This is a genomic window from Thaumasiovibrio clandestinus (assembly GCF_047250365.1).
GTDB lineage: Bacteria > Pseudomonadota > Gammaproteobacteria > Enterobacterales > Vibrionaceae > Thaumasiovibrio.
In genome coordinates this window covers 18,402-36,358 of sequence record NZ_JBLBVL010000016.1, presented here as the reverse complement: position 1 = coordinate 36,358, position 17,957 = coordinate 18,402, and the positions used below count along the sequence as shown (strand labels likewise).

Here is a 17,957-nt window from a genome sequence, read left to right as displayed (position 1 = left end):
CAGCGTTACTCTGTTTCTATAGCGCAAGTAGGCCCTTTCGATGCATAGTCACGAATACCGGACATACAATCGTCAAAACCATAACGAGTTTCAGACAGGTATCCGTTTTTATTCAACTTTTTTGACCAGCCTTTTTGTGTCGCGCTCATCTTCCCCGACTCGGTTTTAACTTCTAAACGATAGCCAAAATAACCCGCACGCGCCGTATCGATGGCAATATCTGGATACCCGGCCCTTTGACCTTCCGCCTTTAGTTTTCCGGCGGTCTTCTTGCTTCGAAGACCGCCGTTAGGTATCGAAAACATAACCTCGTACACATCAGGAAGTTCTATCTCTACAGTATAGAAAAGCCTTACCTGGATATAGTGCTCTTCGTTCGATTTAAGCAGCGTCAAATCCTTTGCAAGCCACACCATAGCTTGTTTGTGAGGTGATTCAATGCGATAACTTTTATCACTTAAGCCGCGCATTACCTCTTTATCCGTCGATACTATTTTAGCTAGCCAAGATGGTAAATCAGGATCAAGAACAACTCTTGAACGAGTCACGCCACCAGCGCTAGGGAATGATTCTTTATGAGCGGGTTTTATCGCCTTCGTAGTGTTACCAAATTTCGTCGAAAACCGGCCGCCATTGCCTGTTCGCTTCCCTGCAGCGTTCCATCGTTCGCGCTTTAATTGCTGCTCAACTAAAAACGCTTCATCAAAGGCCATTACTTACGGGCCTTCTTTCTTCTAACTACATTGCGTTTGGCTTTCTTTCCCTTAGATACCAACTCACCACGGAAACTCGCCATCAAGACTTGCATCACGCTCAATTCTTTATAGTCCTCATCACTTAGCAGCTCACCGCCAGCCATCGATAAGAAACGGCCCGTTTTCAGCGTTTGGGACCAATTAATATCTAAGTGCTCGGCATTGTGTGCAATCAGCCTGTTACGCTTAACGCTCGCCCCAACTGCATCATTATATTCTTTAGTCGGCATGGCCATCATGGCCGCCTGGATCGCTTTGCCGTGCTTATGGTTAAAGCAGCATACCTCATCCTCGTTAACCGGGACCATTAGCGCGTTCGACTCTTCATGGATAGCAATCTTGTGTGCCGTATTGTTGGGATTCATCACAACACAAATTGGATAGTTGCGGTGCGCTTCTGATTCCCATCCGGTACGGTACGGGGCCTTATTGCTGTGCATTAGGACAAAGACATAGGTACCATCTTCGTGCGACCACACCACGTTAGTGCAATAGAAGTCGAGAACCGCCGATAAATAAATGTTTTCCCTCTTCGCTTGCGTTAGCTGCGCTTCGAGATCCGCCGTATGCGCCTCTATCTCTTTATGCTTCGCCTCAAACTTCTTGCGTACAGTAGCCAAAGTCAGATCATAGCTATTCAAGGCATTTTGATATGACTCACAACTGAGTAGTGTAGCGGTCAAATCGTCATAACTGTCTTTCTGCAATTCAAGCTCTCGCTCGAGGGATGAAATACGCTGGCGGCTTTCATGCTCGACAATAGAGGCAACCTTGTTGCCCGCTGCCTGTCCCTTTTCTTTCTCTGCTCGTAGCTCTGCATCAAAGCGCTCTTGCATCCTGGCCCGCTCTGCACTTACCGCGTTAGCGATACGAGACTCAACACCGGCTAGCTCTTCTTGCGCTTGCCTCAATGCCTTATTAGTAGATGTGACCGTGTTCTTGTACTGATATAGCTCGGCTTCAAGCTCGGATATCTTACGATTTCGTTTGCCTACCTTATCCATCGCTACATGAAACTTAGATTCAAAGTCATTAGCCAGTACTTGCGACGTTGCAAGATCGGCTCTTGCATCATGAGACTGTTGTGATTGCTTGCTTAACTGCTCTTTCAAGCCATCAATGGATAATTGCGCTATCTCGACTTGCTGCTTTAGGTCTTCAATCTCTTGATTGGCGGCGGCGCTATCGCTGCGGCCCTGCTCTTGCTTGCTGCAAAGAAGTTCAATGTATGCAAGGGCTTCTTTAAGCTGAATAGAAAGGGATTGCGATTCTTGCTCTGCATTGCTGATAGCAGTAATGGCCGTAGCACGACTCATCATGCCTGATATCTTTAGCTGCAGATCATCAATGATGTGTTGCTGCAGTGAAAGCAATTCGAGTTCATCTGGATTAGCGACCTTGCTTAAGGCCTCGCTTCCCCACGGTATTGTTACAGAAAGAGTTGAATCAGCGTTTTGGGAGTGTGAGAGATTTTGCATTTGATACCTGGTATTAGCCTAGTCAGCTATAAGTCGTTTGCATAGCGATTGCGCATCTGCGAGTTGATACGTATCGTTTGTAATTGGCATTACTCGGCCGTCAGCAACGAGCTCTTGTAAGTGCTTTTCAATGTCCGCTACTTTCGGCGGCTCCTTTACTCCCGACGCAATTTCACGAGCCGTAATAGCCAACCCATCAATGAGAGGGCCGCTATGGTCTAACAGGCCGTTCATATCTCGAATGATACGAATGGTTTTGCGTCGAAATAATTGATATGTGTCTTCCATGAGAAACCCTCAATCGTTTTTGTTGTATTTACTATCGCTATAAAAAGCTTCCATCGAGTCAGCCTCACGCTCATCGACTGTAGTGCTAGCCAAATACAGCGTTTTTTTGAGGCTACCAATGCGATCCTTGGCCCACTCCATACAGAGTTTTTGCCACTTGATCAGCCTTATTGGGTCGGAAAGGTCATAGCCTGTTCCGTAGCACGCGGGACATTCGAATTCGAAAAACATCGGCTTAACAACGCCTCGGCCGCGACATTCTTTGCATGTCTTAGGCCTATCCGTTAACCCAACCTCTGAATCGTCAGTATCAACGAGTGAAATTGCGTCACTGTCCTCTAGGGCTAAACCCATCGCATCAAGGATTGAATTATTCGCTTCATTCCGTTGTTCAATGCGTGATTCAAGCTGATTTCGCTTATGTTTTGCTAGCTCTTCTGTCATGCGTGCCTCCCTGGTAATTATACCGCTATGTCTGATTACTATCAATTTTTGAGATATTACACATATTTTTATTAAATTCCTAGTTTACAAGCGGGCTTAGATATTATTTAATGGCTCTCACACCATGACGTAATTTCAATTTATTTAGAGACAGTATTATGACTAAGCTATTTACGCTACTCGAAAACAACAAAACAGAGATCAAACCAACACTTAACCCGACGAAATTCGGCAAAGTTTCTAACTCAATGTTTGACTATCAACTTATTCAAGTGGTCTTGACCGGCAATAACGCGGTTGAAGATATTGCTAAGGGATTTCGCATTGACGCGGCGCGACTGACCGCAATGATGGATCACTCGCTTTTCTGTATTAATGACGGGAAAGTAGAACTGACTGAGAAAGCATTACTGGCGGTATCGGAGTAATTCAATGGCATTTAACAAACATAGCGCCATGATAGAGCGTCGCAACTCAAAACCTGATACTCACTACAGCCAACGCACTATGCTCTTTTACTCAATAGACAGTGACGCTGCTTATGCGTGGTGTTACTCCACTAGCGATTGGAAAGAGTTAATGATTCACATGTTACCCTCCGACCTAATCGACTTAAGGCGCATTAAGAGATTGCGGGAACTAGAAAGGCAACACTAAACAAAAGGCCCTGTTAGGGCCTTTTTTGTATCTGCTACTTAATCAGGCCGTCCGGCCGGTTTCTCTCCGTGCTCAAACCGTGCGCTTCTTACTGCAAGGATCGCATCTTCAATTAAACCTTGCCGCGTTCGGCGCTTCTGGCCATTGCAAAACACATCAACTAAACGCTGGTGATCAGCAAAAGGTAACTTGCCGCGCTTCTTGGCCCAATCCGATGAGCGGACGAATAGAGTTATCCAAAACAGACGAATAGGCCTGAATTCGATTGCTTTGATAACTACATTCATAGGATTGCTATACAGCAAATATACGGGCTTACCCGTCTTCCTGGCTAAACTACGGCACTTCATCCGCTCTTCAAACGTAGGATTGCCGCCCTTGATCTCGACATACACACCATCTTGGGACCGAAACGGTATGAAAAAGTCAGGTAAGTACCGGCCAACCGGTAACTTAAAGCCTTCTGGCTCATACACGAAGTCTAGCCCTAGTGTGTTAAAAAATACCGCCCAACGCGCTTCGGCCCGGGATCTAAAACGATAACCCAGGAAACTCGTTTCTATAGCCTTCAAGTCGCTCTTCCTCTCTCGCTAATGTTCTTTCTAGAATCATTGTATCCATATTTATCTCTAGACTGTTGGATATTAAGCGCTTGAGGTTAGCGATCTCGCTGATGATGGTACTTACTCGAACACCTGCCGCGACCTCGATAGCTTGCGACTGCTCTTGCTGGTGGCGCTCATAGGCTCCTGTCGCCGCTCTATGAACTGCTGACGTCATTCCACCACCTAACGGCTCTAAGTCTGCCTGTGCTGCTCTTGCGACGTGTGCGACGTGTGCTAGCGCGTTATGAAGGGCTCTAGGAATACGTCTACCTACTAGACTAAACAGCCGGATCATTCGTAGTGCCTGGATCTCATTCATCGTGCCAGGCTTATCTTTGTTCTTCTCAAACAGCTTTGACAGCGTAATGAATTCTTTAGCGTATGAAGCAAATGTTTTCTTAACCCAATCAAAATTCAATGAAAATTTTTCCAGCGTAGCCTGGTTATATTTATTCTTTTTAATCTCTGTAAGAGATCCGGTTTCCAATGGTGCGTAATGTCCCGATTTATCTGAGTCACGCGAACCCTTACCGTTACTCGGATTTACCGGCTTTTTTGGCGCTTTACCACTAGCTTGTATTTGCTGCTTAATTTCATGTCTTTTAGTGCGCTCTAAAAGCGCTTTCGCGTTATGAGCGGCACAATTAATTACACCTGGTGCAACCTTATCAATCGCATCCAGTTCAGGGTGAAGGTAAACGATGCGCTGATGGGTTTCCTTGTAATACTCACCATACGAGCGAGTGAACAGGCCCTTGTCGATACATCTCTTGCGAATGCTCTCTAATGTGCGATTACGAGAAATGCTTGTTGAAAGGCTCGGGACGTTGAACTTAGCCGCGTGCATGTTGTAGTGCTTAACCACATTGCGAGGTGTGGCAAAGATGCCTTTACATTCACTGTGCTTATAAAAGAAGGTCGCTGCAGTGACATAGCAAAGCTCTTGACGAATGGCGCGGTCATCTTTGTAGCGCTTCGCCAGGTTAGCAGCTTGAGATCTTAGTGCTGGACTTAGGTACTTCGGGCGTTCCTGGATGCTCTCGGTGATCATAGTGTGATTTGGCTCGTGTAAATATTTACACGCATTTGCGTGAAAAAATTGATTCAGAGCGATCCCGCACGTATAATTACTGACGCTTACCAGTTATGGTAGGCGTTAGAAGTTATACGAAGCTCAATCGCATAATTTATGTGTTTGTACGATGTGTAATCGCACAATTTGTATGTGAGTTTGGACGGTGTGTGTTTGGCTACATAGCTTGCTCCTTATGTATGTATGTATGTATGTATGTTTACTTATTTGTGCCTTTAACTACTTCGCGCTTTAAGCGCCGCCCTTAGTCGATTGCAGTCGAGCTAAGAACACTGATAACGGGCTTCCAAACCCGTCATCATCAAACCAAGTTTCCACACTCGGTTTGTCCAATCATCAGATTAGGATTCCACCCCTAATTTGAATCTTTGGGGATTTCTCCCCTAGTCAATTAACGAACTTTTTGTTAATTGGCTTGTTACTCACTATATTATATATAGTAATCAGCCGTCGATATAGAGGCTAACTTTCTATACACGCCTATATACACCCATACAGACCTCAAATAGAGTGAATAATGAGCGACTACATACCCGATACGCTTGATGAAGATCTAGCGGCTCTCAATCGTTTATCATCTGCATATGCTAATGATTTCAAAAGAAAAAACGCGCCAAAGGCGGGGTTTCCAATCCCACCCAAAACCTTGATCATCGTTCTAGGAGAAGGCGTATTTAACTGCGTTGGATCACAAAAACGATCAATAAAGCTCAAACTGAATCATTCGCTCACAAAGCAAGCAGGTAGTAATCCAGATCTAGCAGTTAAGAGACTTGTTGATAACCAACAAGTTTTCAGCATCCAAGGATATGATTTTAGGCTCTACAGATCAAAGCGAAACGCAATTTATTTGCGACCTATAGGCCCATCTGTGGAATAGAGACAAAAAAAGGGATCAATGTGATCCCTTTTTTTCGCTAGAATTGTCGGTTATGACTGCCAAACTCAAACATTCCTTCCGTCGATGCGGACGACTTCTTTACCTGAACAAATTCAGGATCCTTTGCTCGACCAAGCGGCAAAGTACCGAGTGAGGTGCGGTTGAATGACTCAAACATCATCTGTACCGTTTTTAAATCATCTTCGGTGCTCATATTGGCTAACGCGTTGGCCTGTTCCTCGTTAATGAAGAATTTAGAACTACCGGCCGCTTCAAGCAACATCGTTTCACGCTGCTTACTGCGTTCCTTCTCTTCATTAATCAGTGTGTCAATTTGGCCCTGCAGCTTATGGCTATCATGGACCATACCTTCGAGCATCATCACCTCACTTTGCAGTGACGCAATAACATCAGCTTCAAAACCATCGGTATCACCCCACTTAGCTAATACGGCCTTAGCCTCATCGACTTCTAAGCCCGCGCCCTGGAGGCTTTCAAGCATCATCGATTGCCCGCCATCAATAGACTCCATCATCATTGAAGGATGATCCAGGCTTAAGAAGTTTGGCTGTTTGACAAAATCAAAACCAAAGAAGCTACGAACAATACTAGCCATGCTCGTATCGCGGCCGCTCGTCACCCAGGACCAGCCACCAGCGCCAGAATCCAACATAGACATAAGTAGCTCACCCGTTGGTGTTGCTAAGATCTCTTGTGTATGAGTGACAATGCCTTCGTCATCTACTGAGATAGATACGGTTCGATTGGATGGCACATTGTCGATAACAACCGGCTTACCTTTGATGTTAACCACTTCGGTTTCTGCAATCTTCGGCTTACCGGCCAGTTCGCGGCGACTATGCCCGAAATAACCAAAAGCTTCACCGAGTCGTAGTAATTCTTGCGTCTGTGGTGATTCAATCGTTTTACGTACAGCTTCGATAAGATAGTTTCTCTTATTCGAACCAAGCTTACGACCGTCATTTAGTAGCGAAAAGCGGTCCGTTACAGTTTTTAGCACTTTAGCCATGCTCATTTTCCTTAGTTGTGTATTGATTAGCGATATCGGCCATTCGCTTTAGTTCGTCGAGTTCGCTCAAGATGATGGCGTTTATGTCACTTTGGCCAACACCGGATAACCCGGCACTTTCCATGAACTGATCGTCTTCACTAACTGCGTTGGCGAGTTCTTTAGAAATTTCGGCCGCTGATTCAGAGTCAAAATTAAGTAGGTTCTCGTAAAGATGCTTTTTGAAGGTTTCAGATTGGGCCATCTTGCCGTTTTCGAGCATATCTAGGATGCCGACCACCATAGAGGCATAGCTAGCCCTGGTTTCATTAGCTTCTTGCTCTTCGGTTTCTAAAGCGGTGTTCATAGAATGGAAGTTGACGCGCCACGGCTTTTCACCGTCGGGAAAGGCCTTTCCGTGTTTGTAGGCGATATGGATATCAAGCGAGCGGTCAACAAACTCAATGATGGCCATACGGATCCACTGCGCACGCAAAGCAGCTTGAATTGCTGTTCTAAAGTAACCGCCTTGCCCCAAATTCCCGCCGAGCATTTCCGAAAAGCCGAGCATTGAAATGTCTATTCCGATACTGGCGGCCAGCCTTTTAGCGTGAAATAAGATGTCTTCAAGATGCTGAATGTTTGGGTCGGTGCTGTGCGTATCAATGTTAACGCCCTGCTTTGCCCCGCCTTGCGCGACCGGAATGATGCGAGTTAAGACAGTAGGTATAAAGCCCTGAACAGATGCGCGACGGCTTGCGGCTTCCTGGTCTTGCGTTAACTGGCCAGCGACAAGGTTTATATACTCTGCAGCCCTGGCGGAATCTAAGCCATCTGTACTCACAGACACAAACCGGTCACTGATTGACGCGTTACGTCTACTCGCTTTCAGAGATAGCAAGGCCTCGCGCATATCGCACCAGGATTCAAACGCAAACTCTAAAAATGACGTACCGTAGTTTTGGGTTTCGAGCGGCGAACGGTCCAACACCTCGTCATAAAGGGAATAGGCATTGTTGCTGTAGTTGATCGGCTCTGATTCCATGCTCGATTGCCAGAACGGCACTTTCAGAGGGACTAAGGCCCACGGTTCAGCTAGCCGTACTTGCTCACCGCTTTTTCTCGTTCGTAGATTTTCACTGGTATAACCTGCAATTTCCCCGGCGCGTTCATACTCTCTGATGTTATGCGGCAACGTGTAATAACAAGCCTCAAAGTGAGTGATACCCACACCCGGAGTACCATAGGGCCTTACATAGTTAACGCCATAAATCAGCATCGGCTTGGTCCAGCTAACAATGCTTCTATTTATCTTGCTCATCACGTCTTTTTCGAGTGTCGCAACAAACTCTTGATGCTCTTCATCGACGGCTTGCAGTGTTAGCGCAACACCGGCACGCGGATCGACTGACAAAGCATGTGCCAGGTGCATATCTAATGCTGCTGACAGCGTGCTATCAGACGCCATTTCATTGAACACGCGATATTTTGCAAACCTATCGTTTGGCAACTGACGCAAAAAAATGCGGTCGTTATCGGATTTGCCTTCTTGCGCTAAACCACCACCATGATCGGTGTCAGGTGTTAGGCCTGTTGAGCGGTATCCGCCGGTAGCAGATGGGCCGGATTCAAAAACAATAGCCCCGTCACGATCATCCTTTTCACTGTATGAAGGGAATAGACGGGATATGACATTATTGAAACCGGAGGTGATCGATTTTGGCATCGACAACACTCCTAAAAAATGAATTTTAGAGCGAGGGGCGTTTTATTCTACATCGTACTAAGATAGAGCTGTAGTGTTTATTGTCGGCTTTAGGTCGCTTAAAAACGTCTATCGGCGACTATGAGCGCTTTTGCTGGCATTGGCGCTTAATTTTAGACGTCATATAACTACTTATGGCCGTCATATGCTGGTGGATTGGCGACTATTACCGACCTTGCGGCATTATCTTAGGCGTCAATTGACCACCTAAAGGCGACTAAAGGGAGTTAAAAGACTCTTTATTATCCCTTATTGCCGACCTATGGGTTTCCCATTGAATATTTCCGCGTCTATACGCCGTCTATTGACGACGACAAAGGGTTAATAAGCAGCAAATCCCCGCACAATCCTTAATCAAGTCGTGTATAAGCGACTATTAACCGTCAATGCACCATCTATCGGCGCCTATCCGCGTTTTGCCTTGTCAGGTGATATGACGAGTGTGATTATTCAATCGATCTCAGTACACAGGGATCAAATATTTATTTTTTAACTATTTGACTTGTGGCTGTAATCGGGGAGTGCGGGAGGTAGGCCCGGCGATTAGTGATTAATTTCACTATTGCCGGGCCTTTTTTCGTTTCCGTGTAACAGATTAAAGCCAGGCCCGCCTATTTTTAGGCGGGCTTTTCTTTTACTATTACTTCCCCGCACTGCCCGGTTTCCCCACAAAACCGGAGCTTTAATGACAATTGAAAAGCTTAGAATGGACGTTGCTAAATGTACGTCCATTGATGATGTATTGGCGATATTTGATCGCTACTACCGCCCCACCAAAAACAATCCTGAATTCGGGATCACTCAAGAAAAAATCTCGCTTGCTCGAGCTAAAAAGCTACGAGAAGCAGCCAACCGCGAAGCAAAGGTCATTATTGACCGTGTAAATGGTGATAGCTCACAGCTAACGGATGATGATCGCCAGGTTCTAGCCCGCTATTCCGGCCTTGGCGGTATCGGTGAAACCATATCCGAGTACTACACACCGCAGTTTGTGGCCGAAGGTATTTGGGATGCCCTCAAAGAAAACGGTTTTGAAAATGGCAACGTCCTTGAACCATCGGCCGGTGCTGGCGTGTTTAACGGCACCAAACCAGACAGCGTAATCATGACCGCGACGGAGATTGATGAAACTAGTTCCGCAGTAAACAGACTCCTGCACCCGGAAGATGAAGTAAGGACCACCAACTTTGAGAAACTTGCAGTTGATACACCTGACAATACCTTTGATAGCGTTGTGGGTAATGTGCCATTTGGCGATAGTCGAGGGACGTTTGCCAACGATGACCCGGAATACGCAGGTTTCAGCGACATGGAGCGCTATTTTGTTACTCGCTCGATAGACAAAGTTAAGCCTGGCGGCCTTGTTGCGCTAATTGTTCCACCGCGTATTGTGGATCGTACTTCATGGGAAGATTGGCGCGTAGACCTTAGTTATAAATGCGAGTTCTTAGGTGCTCACCGCCTCCCTACTGGCCTTTTCAATGCTTCGGGTACCGAGACTGTTACCGACCTCTTGATACTACGTAAGCACAGTAAAGAAGTAGCTCAGAGAATCAATGACGTTAGTTATGACACGCTTAAAGAAGCCAAGGTTATTTGGGATACCTGGACCAAGGGCAAGTGGTTCAAATCAAGCCGTGGTAAGAAGTTTATTCAAGGTGACATGAGCATTGAAGGCAAAGACCAATTCAAGCGCCTTGTTGTTAAAAACCACCAGCTAACTAACCAGGCAATAAAGAAACAACTATCCAAAAAACTAAAGTCGCGCATTGACTACAAACTACTGAATGCATCGGAAACCGTGATCACTAACTACAGTGAAGGCGACCGAGCACTAATTAATAGTCGCTGGCACGAAATGAAGGATGGCCAGTGGCAAAAGGTTCGATTTGCGGACGATTCCGGCAAGATTAACGCGGATAGCTACGGCGCTAGTTCTATCAATGAGCTAAAGCTTCTTATGGAAGACCCGATCAACGCCCTTTCCCTGGAAGCTGATCAGCTATCGCGCATTGCTAACGATATGCCTTACATCTTCAATGACAGCGTTAAGCGCTCGTATGAACTGGCCAAAAAGCAGGATCCAAAGCACTTCGAACGCGTTTTCCGTGGCTCAATAATCGGTACGTACATTACAGAGCTTCAAACCGGTAGCTCTTCAATGTCACGCGAAAAGCTAGCCTCTTTGGTCCATGATGAGTTTGAAAAATACGGTCCAGTTTCTCACACTCGCAAGCTAGTAGGCCTAACCGGCCGACACTCAAACACCTGGAATCAGTTTGCCAACGGCATTAACGCCGACGGCCAGCTATCCGCCCTACTCTCAGGCACGATTGAAGACGACGAAGGCGAGGCTTACGACTCAACGAATTTAGCTGAAACGCTTAATTACCTCTTCACACAGCGCGGCATGAATCCAGTTGACCCGGATGAACTTTCGCAATGGTACACAGGTGATAGCAGTCTAGATCTTAAGGTCCTGGCCAACGACGAATCTATTGCTATTCGCCCCGACGGCATGATTGAACCAATGGAGCGTTATTGTTCTGGCGAAGTATCAACAAAGGTGTCTGAACTGCAGTACGCAATGGCTAGCCAGTCCGATCCTATTCTTCGTGACAAGTTCGCTACTCAACTAGCCCGCATACGTGAAAAACAGCCGAAAATTAACCCTGATGACATCCAGTTTCGCCTTAACTCAAAGTGGTTTGACCGAAAGGTTATTCGTGACTTCTTGAAGACTCAAGGCATGAGCTTTGACTATTCAGAGATTGAAGAAAACAGCGATGGCGAGATAGTAGAGAACACGGAAACTGACAGCCTAAACGGTGTGTTTAGTGGATATCGACTTGCGAATGCCAAAGGCGGCCAATCACTCTCTAACAGTAAGTACCCGTTTGAATCTCAAATGGAATTGTACATAAACGGTATGCAGCTATCCGGTGCGCTCGCTGGCCGGGCCGGTTATATGAATCGCATTAACCGCCTAGAGGAAGAGTTTAACGTTTGGGTACGTCAACAAGATGACTTTGATGAACTTGTCCAGGAATACCAGGATACGTTTAACGATCATATTGAATTTGAGCACTCAGATGCAACGCTAGGCCTCGATGACCTATCCGGCAATATCGTTCCAATGCCTCACCAAAACGCGGCCGTGCGTAAGCTGTCAGAAGACGGCAAAGGTATTTGTGCATTTGATACCGGTCTAGGTAAGACGTTTACAGCTATGGCCCTGGCCGCGCATAACCGCCAGCAAGGCCGTGCATACCGAACATGTATTGCTGTTCCTAAGAGCGTAATAGAAAAATGGTACCACGACGCGGTGGACTTTTACGGCACGATGGATGACAAGCTAGTTATCCCTATTGAGCCGGTTCGCGGCAAAGACGGCGGTATTGAAACCGTGCCAGTGCTGGACAAAGACGGCAATCAAGCTACTTGGGACGATGAAGGTTTACGCCCTAAAACGCGTCACAAGATCCGACACTTAAGCGCTGCAGAAATTGCGGACCGGATGAACTCTATCCCCCACTCTAACTACTCAACGGTCATTATGACTAAAGAGCAGTTAGCCGCCATTCCGATGATGCCCGAAACCAAGGATGAGTATGTTACTCAATGGGTAGATCGTGAAATGCTCTCTAAGAGCGGTGCGCTTAAGGCCGTTGTTGGTACTGATCAGGGATTCAAAACGGCGAAAACGTACAAAGAGGCAAAGCAAAAATCCTCCTTTCAAGCCAAATACAGTAAAGATCAGACTGCTAAAGCTGACGCGTTCCCTTATTGGGAGGCAATGCGCTTTGACTCGCTGATGATGGATGAGGCGCACAACTACCGGAACAGCTACCAGGCTGGCCGTAGAGCCTCGAATATACAGTACTTGCCAAGCGGCAACACGGCGCAAACAGCCGTTGATTGCTCAATGAAAGCTGAACATATCCGCGCTAAAACTGGCGGCCGTGGTATCTACCCGATAACGGCAACGCCGACGGTCAATAGTCCGATGGATGTATTCAACATGCTGACGCTGACGTTAGGCGCGGACGCGTGGGCCAAATACGGCATTGCAACACCGGATGACTTCGTTAACGTCTTTGCTGAAACAGAGTCGGTACCCGTAACCAAGCTGAACGGCAAGATTGAGATGCTAGAAGGCCTTACCGGCTTTAAGAACTTGCACGGCCTACGCTCGATTTTCCATCGTCACATTATCTTCAAAAACGCTAAAGACGTATCAGCACACGTAAAAATACCGGAAGTCATTGATAAGACGGTTGAGGTCCCGCTAACTGATGAGCAGCAAGCGCTTTATGAAGAGTTACGCGTAAGGGCTGATGCGATATCGAAAAATAGCGATGAGATCCATGAAGTCGATGAAGACGATGAAGGTAATGAAAACAAAGATACGGTATTCGGCATTATCCGAGATATGGACCGTGTTTGTACTGATATCGATCTTTACTATCGACAAATCACGTTCAAGTTTCAGCTAAAAGATAAATCTAAGGTCCTGGCACTCGTTAAAGACCTACCTGATGTGATTACTCAAACGCGGGGAACTGGCGAGAAGAAAGAATCGTTTGATACCGCTCATGAAGCTAAGACCACCAGCGAGGGTAAGACCTTTGTTCTAGTGCTAAATGAACTCTTTGAAAATGAAGTCAGTAGCCGCCTTGATTTGTTTGATATCGATGAGTCCACGGTTGGCCACAATGTCACACCAAAATATGCCGCGTGCCTACAGGATGCAAAAAAGGCCTATCAGAAAGGCGGCAAACATATCATCTTCACGGAAGAGAAGAGCCAGCATAACAAAATCAAGCGACTACTTACTCACGTTGCCGGTATCCCGGCCGATGAGATAGCGATCATTAACGCTGATACGGTGGTCAATAAAACAAAGAAAGACACCGTTGTAGATCTAGATAGCGCCCAGGATTTTGAGGCTCAAGCCGCCGGTATGGAAGCTATCGCAGCCGCTTACAATGCGGGTAAATACCGCGTTATCATTGCGAACAAAACCGCCGAAGTCGGTGTTGACCTTCACATTAACACGACTAACGTAAGTCACTTAACATTGCCCTGGACCCCTGCTTCTGTACGCCAGCGAAACGGCCGGGCGGCCCGCGTTAACTCACCGCAAGATAGCGTTGATGCAACTTATTACGTGGCAAAAGGATCATTTGATACATTCCGCCTAGATACGCTGAAAGTTAAGGCGAACTGGCAAGATGAACTCATTAACGGTGATCAGGCAACCATGAAAAATGAGGATGCCGACACCTCTTTTGATGCTGACATGATGATTGCTAAGGATCCAGAAAGTCGCGCTCAAATCAGAGAAGAGAATCTACGCAAAGCAAAAGAAAAGGTTGAAGCAGCTAACCGCAAGCGTGCGCGTATCGATGTTGCTAACTTCCTTCGTCAATCTCGACGCAATAACAACATTGATGAGCTAACAGAGAAGCTAAACGATCAGACTGACAAGCTAGAGGCCGCTCAAGAAGCCGGTGCAAATAAAGAGATCATAGCCTCACATCGTAGCGCCATTTCATCATTGAATAAGGACATTAAGCTAGCGGGTAAAATGCTTGGCTATATCAGTGCCACTAAGAACGCAATTGCGGACGGTAACGCACCGGCGGATATTCTAGAGCGTGGCGCAGAAATGGTAATGAGCAAAGACGGCAGCACTTACTATTCAGTCGGTGAACAAATCGAATGGAAAGAGTCGTCAGGCAACCGTAATTACCGCGATACCTGGACCGTGATCGGCCGTATCACTGACACCCATGATCATAACAATACGGTCACGGTTGAAGTGCTTTACAATTCTAGCTCGTACCGTTCGCCAGAAGTCGGCACTACCACAACAAGACACATTGACTACAAACCAAAGAAAACGGCGATAAGTAGTAGTGATGTTGAGTTCATGACATGGAACGATAAGCGCTCGGACTACAAGCGACTGATTCAAGCGATTCGTGACGGCGTGATGACTAAGGAGCGATGGCCAAGCGTGCAACTAACGCATGGCATCGGCTCTTGCCTTCACCACGACGAAGACGGTTCTTTTGTCGTGAAATACTCTAGCGACGCTGAAACGCTTGTGTATCCTGATCCTGACGACAAGGCACTGAAAGAGCGTATAGCTACTTGGGCCATTGCTGAACGTCGTAAGGAGGCCGGGAATTACTTCACTGGCCCGACTGACTTGTATATAGAATTCTTTGGTCCAAATTATGACGATGTTTTAGAAAGTATGGGCGACCAGGCACCACAAACGGCAATTGATGATGCCGTAGCAAAAGCCATTCACCATGTACTCAATGATGCTGAATCTAAGCAAGTGTTGCTTGACCAAAAGCAAAAGGACCGTGATTCGCTATCAACGATTTTGGGGCCTCGCGGCTTCCATTATGAGTATGAGTTTAAATCGTTAGCACGTCCGCACATGAAAGAGCTCAAGCTTCAATACGACAACCGATCTGCTATCGATGCCGCGCTTGCAAGTGCTATCAAACCATATAAGAAACGATGGATTGAAGAGCACAAAGCAGAGCTTGCTGCAGTAAAAGCCGAAGCAGAAGCAGCGATGGCAGCAGAAGCAGAAGCGGAGCGCTTACGAGTAGAGGCCGAACAAGCCGAGCAAGAAGCAGAGCGCCAGCGATTAGAGGCTTTAGCCGTCAAAGTTGAAGATGATCAAGCAAGTACCCCTACCCAATCAGACCTAACCGAACATGCTAACGATAACGGCATTGTGATCCGCAAAAATACGGCACCCGTCACGATTGGCCGCTGGCTAACCAAGACCGGTAAAGTGAAGCGTGAAGGCGAACTGAGAGAAGTCGGCACCATGATAGGCATTCACGATCCTGACGGTATCGGCGGCAAGTTGCACCAGGCTAGAAAAGAACTTAAGCCATTTAAAGCAAAGTTTGGGAATGACGCATCTGACGAATTCCCCGGCGGATGGTGGTTTATCGAAGCAAGTCAGGACATCGAGGCCGTGCTTTCAGTGATTAATTAAAGGATAACGATAATGCAAAATGTAATAAAACCTTCGACCGAAGAACTAGATCAAGCGATCCAACTAGAAGTACCACCGGCAGAACAGGCGCACTTTGCGCACGCTGCTTTGCAAGGGATCATAAAGGTCCTTGCTATGAATCCTAAAATGTACCGTGCGTATGGTGGCTATTGGTGGCCAATCAAACGAATTCTCATTGAGCAAGGTCATGATCAATTTGGTGATACCGTAGAATTGGCCGGTGCGGCGCAGTTTGGCTATGCCAATCCACGACACACTATCGTCGCAGCTATCCTATATGCTCGTGAAACGGCTTTTAAGGCCCCTTACTCGTCCAGCCATAGCATTACACTAGATGATGGTGATCTCGTTGATTACACGCTGATTGACGAAGAAATGGAGCTATTAATCAATAGCCAATAGCGAAGACTGATAAAACAAAGGCCCGAAAGGGCCTTTTTAACTAATCTGGAAATATGTCGAGCGCAATACCTGGATTTCGAGCGTGATCGAGCGCACTTTTAAACACTTTGTAGAACTCGTCACCGATCTCATAACCTTCATTCATTAATTGAGGTATGAATCCCTTAAAAGATAATAGGTCGTCAACATCAAGCGCGAGGCCGCTCAACAATTCAGTATAAACCTCTCTAGCACGCTCAATATCAAATTCAGTTTCCGGGAATATATCGACCTCAAACCCTTCGAGTTCTGGCGAATCGTCATGCAGCGTGTTTATTTTGGCCTCATCAGACAACAGAGGTAATTCAGATTGATTATAAGTGAACTTAATCATGCTAGGTTTTTTGGTCGAGGGATCCTTAATCTCTTCTGCTTTCACATCGAGATAAGTCTTCTTGTTGATCTCTTCTACTGCTGGATGAAGGAACCGGCGGCGAAAGTCTGACATTCTAGAATAAGACTTGGGTAGCTCGTAACGTTCAAGCATCCAATCGATCCTAAATGTAATGGTTTTCTTTTTTGACCACTGCGATAGTGACTCAAACAATCGCATGAAGTGCGGGTTCGTTAGGTTTCCTGCATCGGTTAAAAGGAACCGAGTGTAGTTATCATCCACGGCGGTAATGATATCGACTAGCTCTTTGTTGAAAAACATCGTTGTGGTGCCACGGCGCGGCCGGTGGCTTCTCTTTGTGGTCCAGGAAATACCATCTTCCGCCTTTTCGCCGTCCTCGCCATCCTCATCAGGCAAGTAAAAGCAAACCTCACGACGGTTAAGATCTTTAGATGCTTTGTTTATGTCACGACTAGCATTATTGGCCCTGTCCTCAAAGATCGCTGTGTATTCAGAGTGCTTTATCTCAACTGGGTACTGACCTAGCTCATTAGATTTTATTGATCCTTCAACAATTTTCATTAGCCCCATATAAACCAATCGCTTCTCTACACGGCTCAAAGTGTACGCGGCCGTGGTTAGTGCATTAGCCTGTTTTACTAGCGGGTTTTTCTTGGTTGGCTTTTTCATTTAAAGGTCGTGACAGGATGTTTTATTTGTCACGATACTATCAGCACTATGTCATATAAAACAATAAAGGTTTTGTAAATTGCGGCCGGAGGCCGATCTTATGTGCGCTGTGGTGAACTGCGTAGCAAGTTATCCACATTTGCACATGCTTATTCCCAATAATTATTTTCTTTTTCTCTTATTAAAGATCTCTTCTTATTAAAGATCTTATTGGGCTAGCGAAAGCCGCGCCAGTTGTGGGCTGCAGAGCATCAACCGTGACGGTTTGACTAAAACATCGTGACAAATTGACTAAAGGGCCGTGACAAATTGACTAAAGAAAATCGGAGGTCGTGACAAATTGACTAAAAGGCCGTGACAAATTGACTAAAGATGCTGATCGGCCTGTGAATAAATCAGGTTTGCAGGTGGCCAGCGTGACGATTTGATACAAACTATGGCAAACAGGTCAGGTTTGCAGGTGG

General features: G+C 46.3%; 13 protein-coding genes. 4 read left to right on the top strand and 9 right to left on the bottom strand.

The window, feature by feature from the left end:
- Positions 1 to 5: 5 nt before the first annotated feature.
- Genes ACKLNH_RS16610 through ACKLNH_RS16595 form a run of 4 tightly spaced genes read right to left on the bottom strand, consistent with a single transcriptional unit; the run spans position 6 to position 2,965 of the window.
- Positions 6 to 713, bottom strand: coding sequence for a VRR-NUC domain-containing protein (locus tag ACKLNH_RS16610; protein ID WP_413113378.1), 708 nt, complete (start codon positions 711 to 713; stop codon positions 6 to 8).
- Positions 713 to 2,233: a coiled-coil domain-containing protein gene (locus tag ACKLNH_RS16605; protein ID WP_413113377.1), complete on the bottom strand. Its 1,521-nt coding sequence runs from the start codon at positions 2,231 to 2,233 to the stop codon at positions 713 to 715. Before ACKLNH_RS16605 ends, ACKLNH_RS16610 begins: the two co-directional genes overlap by 1 nt.
- Before the next feature lie 18 nt (positions 2,234 to 2,251).
- Entirely contained in the window at positions 2,252 to 2,521 is a 270-nt protein-coding gene (locus ACKLNH_RS16600) for a hypothetical protein (RefSeq protein ID WP_413113376.1), read from the bottom strand.
- A 9-nt stretch (positions 2,522 to 2,530) separates the two neighbouring features.
- The gene (locus tag ACKLNH_RS16595) at positions 2,531 to 2,965 is read right to left on the bottom strand and encodes a DnaJ-like cysteine-rich domain-containing protein (RefSeq protein ID WP_413113375.1); all 435 of its coding nucleotides are present in this window, start codon (positions 2,963 to 2,965) and stop codon (positions 2,531 to 2,533) included.
- Positions 2,966 to 3,123: 158 nt separating this feature from the next.
- On the opposite strand from ACKLNH_RS16595, the gene ACKLNH_RS16590 reads away from it, so the two are divergent.
- Positions 3,124 to 3,393 (top strand): hypothetical protein, encoded by a 270-nt coding sequence (locus tag ACKLNH_RS16590; protein ID WP_413113374.1) that lies wholly within the window; start codon positions 3,124 to 3,126, stop codon positions 3,391 to 3,393.
- Between the two features lie 267 nt (positions 3,394 to 3,660).
- On the opposite strand, the gene ACKLNH_RS16585 is transcribed toward ACKLNH_RS16590, so the two are convergent.
- Together ACKLNH_RS16585 and ACKLNH_RS16580 are read right to left on the bottom strand one after the other, a co-directional pair.
- Positions 3,661 to 4,194: a PDDEXK family nuclease gene (locus tag ACKLNH_RS16585; RefSeq protein ID WP_413113373.1), complete on the bottom strand. Its 534-nt coding sequence runs from the start codon at positions 4,192 to 4,194 to the stop codon at positions 3,661 to 3,663.
- The gene (locus ACKLNH_RS16580; protein ID WP_413113372.1) at positions 4,154 to 5,278 is read right to left on the bottom strand and encodes a hypothetical protein; all 1,125 of its coding nucleotides are present in this window, start codon (positions 5,276 to 5,278) and stop codon (positions 4,154 to 4,156) included. The genes ACKLNH_RS16585 and ACKLNH_RS16580 overlap by 41 nt, the downstream gene beginning before the upstream one ends.
- Before the next feature lie 559 nt (positions 5,279 to 5,837).
- Here ACKLNH_RS16580 and ACKLNH_RS16575 point away from each other — a divergent pair.
- Positions 5,838 to 6,200 (top strand): hypothetical protein, encoded by a 363-nt coding sequence (locus ACKLNH_RS16575; protein WP_413113371.1) that lies wholly within the window; start codon positions 5,838 to 5,840, stop codon positions 6,198 to 6,200.
- Positions 6,201 to 6,237: 37 nt separating this feature from the next.
- Here ACKLNH_RS16575 and ACKLNH_RS16570 read toward each other — a convergent pair whose 3' ends face one another.
- Positions 6,238 to 7,230, bottom strand: coding sequence for a hypothetical protein (locus ACKLNH_RS16570; RefSeq protein ID WP_413113370.1), 993 nt, complete (start codon positions 7,228 to 7,230; stop codon positions 6,238 to 6,240).
- Positions 7,223 to 8,935, bottom strand: coding sequence for a hypothetical protein (locus ACKLNH_RS16565; protein ID WP_413113369.1), 1,713 nt, complete (start codon positions 8,933 to 8,935; stop codon positions 7,223 to 7,225). Before ACKLNH_RS16565 ends, ACKLNH_RS16570 begins: the two co-directional genes overlap by 8 nt.
- 724 nt (positions 8,936 to 9,659) lie before the next feature.
- Between ACKLNH_RS16565 and ACKLNH_RS16560 the strand changes: the two genes are divergently transcribed.
- Both ACKLNH_RS16560 and ACKLNH_RS16555 read left to right on the top strand, forming a co-directional pair.
- Positions 9,660 to 16,007, top strand: coding sequence for an SNF2-related protein (locus tag ACKLNH_RS16560; protein WP_413113368.1), 6,348 nt, complete (start codon positions 9,660 to 9,662; stop codon positions 16,005 to 16,007).
- A gap of 12 nt (positions 16,008 to 16,019) precedes the next feature.
- On the top strand, positions 16,020 to 16,430 hold the full coding sequence (locus ACKLNH_RS16555) for a hypothetical protein (RefSeq protein ID WP_413113367.1): 411 nt from the start codon (positions 16,020 to 16,022) through the stop codon (positions 16,428 to 16,430).
- A gap of 40 nt (positions 16,431 to 16,470) precedes the next feature.
- On the opposite strand, the gene ACKLNH_RS16550 is transcribed toward ACKLNH_RS16555, so the two are convergent.
- Positions 16,471 to 17,493 (bottom strand): RepB family plasmid replication initiator protein, encoded by a 1,023-nt coding sequence (locus tag ACKLNH_RS16550; protein WP_413113366.1) that lies wholly within the window; start codon positions 17,491 to 17,493, stop codon positions 16,471 to 16,473.
- Positions 17,494 to 17,957: the final 464 nt, after the last annotated feature.

Bases quoted from the DNA above. Each gene is read 5' to 3' on its own strand.
- ACKLNH_RS16610 (WP_413113378.1), bottom strand. From the start codon at position 713: ATGGCCTTTGATGAAGCGTTTTTAGTTGAGCAGCAATTAAAGCGCGAA.
- ACKLNH_RS16605 (WP_413113377.1), bottom strand. From the start codon at position 2,233: ATGCAAAATCTCTCACACTCCCAAAACGCTGATTCAACTCTTTCTGTA.
- ACKLNH_RS16600 (WP_413113376.1), bottom strand. From the start codon at position 2,521: ATGGAAGACACATATCAATTATTTCGACGCAAAACCATTCGTATCATT.
- ACKLNH_RS16595 (WP_413113375.1), bottom strand. From the start codon at position 2,965: ATGACAGAAGAGCTAGCAAAACATAAGCGAAATCAGCTTGAATCACGC.
- ACKLNH_RS16590 (WP_413113374.1), top strand. From the start codon at position 3,124: ATGACTAAGCTATTTACGCTACTCGAAAACAACAAAACAGAGATCAAA.
- ACKLNH_RS16580 (WP_413113372.1), bottom strand. From the start codon at position 5,278: ATGATCACCGAGAGCATCCAGGAACGCCCGAAGTACCTAAGTCCAGCA.
- ACKLNH_RS16575 (WP_413113371.1), top strand. From the start codon at position 5,838: ATGAGCGACTACATACCCGATACGCTTGATGAAGATCTAGCGGCTCTC.
- ACKLNH_RS16570 (WP_413113370.1), bottom strand. From the start codon at position 7,230: ATGGCTAAAGTGCTAAAAACTGTAACGGACCGCTTTTCGCTACTAAAT.
- ACKLNH_RS16565 (WP_413113369.1), bottom strand. From the start codon at position 8,935: ATGCCAAAATCGATCACCTCCGGTTTCAATAATGTCATATCCCGTCTA.
- ACKLNH_RS16560 (WP_413113368.1), top strand. From the start codon at position 9,660: ATGACAATTGAAAAGCTTAGAATGGACGTTGCTAAATGTACGTCCATT.
- ACKLNH_RS16555 (WP_413113367.1), top strand. From the start codon at position 16,020: ATGCAAAATGTAATAAAACCTTCGACCGAAGAACTAGATCAAGCGATC.
- ACKLNH_RS16550 (WP_413113366.1), bottom strand. From the start codon at position 17,493: ATGAAAAAGCCAACCAAGAAAAACCCGCTAGTAAAACAGGCTAATGCA.